The sequence below is a fragment of the Edaphobacter sp. genome, assembly GCF_035532915.1.
Lineage (GTDB): Bacteria > Acidobacteriota > Terriglobia > Terriglobales > Acidobacteriaceae > Edaphobacter.
This window is the reverse complement of the sequence record NZ_DATKQC010000150.1, coordinates 1-4,151: the sequence shown is the minus strand read 5'-3', so window position 1 is coordinate 4,151 and position 4,151 is coordinate 1. Positions and strand designations below refer to the sequence as shown.

Genomic DNA, 4,151 nt, shown 5'->3' with positions numbered 1-4,151 from the left:
CGGATAACCGACTTTCTCTTTGCTTGCCATCCCTCCATACTGGATAGGATTGGCCGCCAACGTAAGCAACTATCTTGGTGCAAACTTCATAACAGGCTCTAGCGGTCCATCCGTTCCAGAACCGGCGCTAGCAGGTAGGCGACAAAGAACCCACCGCTCCAAATCAAGGCCGAGCTCCAAAGTACGATGCGGCTGAGCTTGCTGACCTCTCCGCAGGTAGTGGGATCGTCTGCGTCGCAACTCTCCCCGTCCCGCAATCGCGGAGCCACGATATACGTCATCACAAAGCTGGCGGCGATAAGCGTACCGGCAATGCTGAATGTCCAGATTTTATGTCGGGACAGACTGACAAGCCACGGAGCGACCGAGAGCAGTGAGGCAACCGCTGTTCCCATTCCAAGCAGAACCAGAACGGACGGAATCGCACAGCAGATGAGCGTGCTGAACGAACTGAAGAGTGAAAAGTAGTTGAGCAGGGCCGCTCGTCTGGCCCTGCGTTCAGGAGTGAAGGTCGAGGCAGTCGGTATTGTTGGAGGCAGGGTCATTGCGCCTCCGTGATGGTGTTGTAGCGCAGCGTGTCAGACACCTTCCCTTTGGATGCCTGCGGGAGAACGCCCGTGATGGTTACGGTCTTCCCGAGGAGAACTGCGATATCGACACTCGTTGCGGCTGGGACCAAAGCAAACTGGTCCTGCGTTCCAGTGACCTCGAAGAACGGTGCGCTGGCCGTGCCCGTGAGCTTGCCGCGTGCGACGATCACAGCGTCTTTATGGGTAAACCCGTTCTTTTCGACCGCCTGATTGAACTGGCGCATCGTGGCGCTGTTGCCGGGAGCAAGTTTGATAGTAACGAGGCCGGTATTGAGATCCACGTCTACGGTGTTAACGCCTTGAATTCCTTTCATCGAAACGTGAATGGCGTGGGCACACGGAGCGCAATCCATGCCGAAGACGGTAAGGTCGACCTGCTGATATTCAGCGTGAGCGGCGACGGAAGAGAGAGCGAAAATAGCTGCGATAAGTATCTTTTTCATGGTCAGTCCTTTCAATGGGAGCTGGTGTGTGCGGAGTACTTGAGATAGCTGAGGTTGATGGCGAAACGAATACGCTCTCGACCATAGATCGAGTCCGACGCATCTCGAAAAATGGGTGCCTGGACTCCGCCGGAGATAGCAACGTCTTTGAAGATGGCGAGTACCGAGGGGCCTAGCCAGAGCGTTGTCGTACTGCTGTTCGGAAGAATCAAACCGTTGTTTTTCACCTTGCCGGTGTGCTCTCCGGTCAGTTCCGCGAAGCCTCGGTAATCCCATTGGTCGTAGCCCCGGCGAAGTTTCACCGGCTGGTAGCCATAGACGCCGCTCCAGGAGAGGGTGTCGGGCCTTCGATCGTGCGAAGCCTCGGCAAAGCTCGTGTAGCCACCGCCAACCCACAAATACTGACTCCGGGAAGCAAGACCGGTGGCAAGGGTGCCTGCGACACCCGGCGCTCGATGGAGACTGCCGAGAACCCCGGAGTCCTGTTGAGGTCCAGGAACCACAACGCCGAGCGAAGCCGTTGATTCGACCCGCTTCCCGACGCTCGTAACCGAGTGCAGGAAGCGCCACGACGCTCCAGCAGACCATTCGCTGCCGGATACCATACGGCTCTCAGGCAGAGATCCGCTGCCGAACGTCGCAGGCAGAAATGCATTGACGGTGAGGTGAGGGGTGACACCGTATCCGAAGCCGGAGCCGGTCGAAAGTTGTGTTCCCCGAGAACCGTTTCTACCGAAGATGCCGGTATCGAAACTGAATTCGCCTTGTGAGTTGACCGGAGTGGCGTAACTGAAGACAGGGCCGTGGTCAGCGGCAATAGCGATACCTGGCAGTGCCAGAGTACATGCCAGAACCATAAGGAATTTCATGAATGCTCCTTCGTTTGAACCAAATGAGGCGCAGGCACACGCTAGATGTGCAGGTCATCGGCTACGAAGGGCAGATCAGATTCTAAGAACGGTAGTTTTTGCGACTAACAATCCTGGCGGAGAATGTTCCGCGGGAGAATCGAGGGAAGAAGATGGGGCTATGTGAACAGCCACAAACTCCGGCATCGGCCAGTCGATGGCTACCCAATGAAACTCGATCGAGGGAGCCGTCGTTGCAATCTGCGGGTGCTCGTCGGTCCGAAGCTCCGTCCGGCAGCAACCCATCTTCGCCATCTGGCCGCAGTTGCCGTGCATGGCATGGCAGCAGACGCTTTCCTCATGGCTCATCGTGCTGCCGGTCATGCAGGACAAAACCGGCGCTGCCGTGAAAAGCAGGAGCAAGACCGCGACGATATTGGCGAGACGACGCATACTTCTAATCAAAGTATATCCTCAGGCAGACTGGATAATGATTCGTCGACGACTTTCTCCGTCCAGGACCCTTGACTCCCCTTCTAGAGCCTGTGATGAGATCTTGATGACCAGATGCTCAAAGATTCAAGAACAGTTAAGTGAGGGGCAAGGATCCAAACTTCTGGCTTCCCCGTCAACCGGAAGGAGCTAAGTAGTTGGCAGGCCGAACCCGAGGTCGCTTCCGCTATGAAGATATGAACGAAGCCGCTGTGCGGCGGACGCTTTCGCGTGCGCTGGGCCAGGGGTTGCGGTGATGATCTAGCGTTTGTCGCAGAGAAGGAGGATTCTCTGTGTCCCATCTACGTCAGATCATGCTGGAAGAGTTGGAGCGGCGCAACTACGCTCCGTCCACGATTCACACTTACATCCGCACTGTCGAGCACTTCGCTCAGCACTTCCGTTGTGCGCCGGACAAGCTTGGCCCGGACCACATTCGCCAGTATCAGGCTGCGATGTTCCGCACCTGGAAGCTGGCTCCGAACACGGTCACGCAACGGCTGGCAGCGTTGCGCTTCCTCTACATCCAGGTGTTGAAGCGAGGCTGGAGCGTTGCTGAGACGCCGTACCCGACCTATTCAACGCCCATAGATCAGCGGCTTCCTTCAAGTCGCTGTATCCGAACCGCCCGCTCTTGCGCGGTCTCCAAACCAGAGCCAGGAAGTGGGCGGTCCAGATACAGCACTAAGACTGGTCGTTACTGATCTGCCTGAGAACTTCGATCGCATGTTTGGCCAAGCGCCACCACATAAACCCTTGAGATTACTCATCCGAATTACTTAGTCTGCTTTAGGTATGCAATAAGATCCAAACGTTCAGTTGCCTTCACGACTCGGAATTCCATATCGCTTCCTGGAACCATGGCATCCGTGTCGCTCAACCATTTATCCAGCGAATCTTCATTCCATGTAAAACCCGATGCTTTCAATGAGACCGAATAGTTAAAGTCTGGCAGACTTCCAGCTTTTCTGCCGAACACTCCTCGCAGCTTCGGCCCTTCTCGATTGGCATCGATCGCGTGACAGCCGGTGCAACGTTTATTGAAGACTGCCCTCCCGCGCTCCGCATCCCCTGAACCACCCGCACGTGCCTCCGCCGAGCCTTCCTCTTTGCCCAATGCTGAAAGGCTCTGCAGGTCGGCATTTGAAAGTTTCGCGTCCCAATGCAACATACGATACTGAAGAGGAGGCATATCGCCGCTCTTTGCCTCGTGCAGGATCTTCGATTGAAGAACCTCGCGACGCTCGGGTGTAAGTTCGGCCCATGTCGACAGATTCATGTGCCTGCGCCCTTCCATCACGTCACGCTCGATTAACCAAGACCCCGGGGGAATCCGAGCATATATGGGCCATCGCGTTTCATTTGAGTGACAGTCCGCACACTTTGTGAGCAGGACCTTCTTTGCGCCCACAGGCAGTTGGTCTCCCAGTAGGAGTGGGGCGCGGCCCTTTTCAGCCGCGACCCGTGGATTCCCAAACGGATGCACAAATGCCATGCTTACCAACGCAAGGGCAGATAAAACGATCACCGCCTTCAAGTTTTTCACGCTGTTTCCGCCAGCGTATGATCGACCACGGCCAGATGGCTATGCCCGCGCACGACCTTGACAGCCGTCACGCCAAGCACGCTGTGTAACTTGCCTGCCGGGACAACCATCGGTCCAGGATTTGGCGCAGTTCCTGGCGCCGGTTGTGGGAAGGCTGTCGACATCATACGCTGGCGGAAACAGCGTGAAAAACTTGAAGGCGGTGATCGTGTTATCTGCCCTTGCGTTGGTA

6 protein-coding genes and 1 pseudogene are annotated in these 4,151 nt (G+C 56.2%); 1 reads left to right on the top strand and 6 read right to left on the bottom strand.

What is annotated here, in order from left to right:
• Positions 1 to 98: 98 nt before the first annotated feature.
• From VMU57_RS07310 to VMU57_RS07295, 4 genes are all read right to left on the bottom strand, one after another.
• Positions 99 to 545 carry a hypothetical protein gene (locus VMU57_RS07310; protein ID WP_325381975.1) on the bottom strand — a complete coding sequence of 149 codons (447 nt, stop codon included), beginning with the start codon at positions 543 to 545 and terminating at the stop codon, positions 99 to 101.
• A complete protein-coding gene (locus tag VMU57_RS07305; RefSeq protein WP_325381974.1) occupies positions 542 to 1,033 on the bottom strand; it encodes a heavy metal-associated domain-containing protein in 492 nt (163 codons plus the stop codon). The genes VMU57_RS07310 and VMU57_RS07305 overlap by 4 nt, the downstream gene beginning before the upstream one ends.
• Positions 1,034 to 1,044: 11 nt before the next feature.
• Entirely contained in the window at positions 1,045 to 1,902 is an 858-nt protein-coding gene (locus VMU57_RS07300; RefSeq protein ID WP_325381973.1) for a hypothetical protein, read from the bottom strand.
• A 75-nt stretch (positions 1,903 to 1,977) separates the two neighbouring features.
• Positions 1,978 to 2,346: a hypothetical protein gene (locus VMU57_RS07295; RefSeq protein WP_325381972.1), complete on the bottom strand. Its 369-nt coding sequence runs from the start codon at positions 2,344 to 2,346 to the stop codon at positions 1,978 to 1,980.
• A gap of 320 nt (positions 2,347 to 2,666) precedes the next feature.
• Between VMU57_RS07295 and VMU57_RS07290 the strand changes: the two genes are divergently transcribed.
• Positions 2,667 to 3,077 (top strand): site-specific integrase, encoded by a 411-nt coding sequence (locus VMU57_RS07290; RefSeq protein ID WP_325381971.1) that lies wholly within the window; start codon positions 2,667 to 2,669, stop codon positions 3,075 to 3,077.
• 71 nt (positions 3,078 to 3,148) lie between these two features.
• Here the strand turns inward: VMU57_RS07290 and VMU57_RS07285 are convergent, their stop codons facing one another.
• Together VMU57_RS07285 and VMU57_RS07280 are read right to left on the bottom strand one after the other, a co-directional pair.
• A complete protein-coding gene (locus VMU57_RS07285) occupies positions 3,149 to 3,868 on the bottom strand; it encodes a heme-binding domain-containing protein (RefSeq protein ID WP_325381976.1) in 720 nt (239 codons plus the stop codon).
• Between the two features lie 47 nt (positions 3,869 to 3,915).
• Positions 3,916 to 4,151, bottom strand: a pseudogene (locus VMU57_RS07280) (hypothetical protein); the annotation flags it as partial.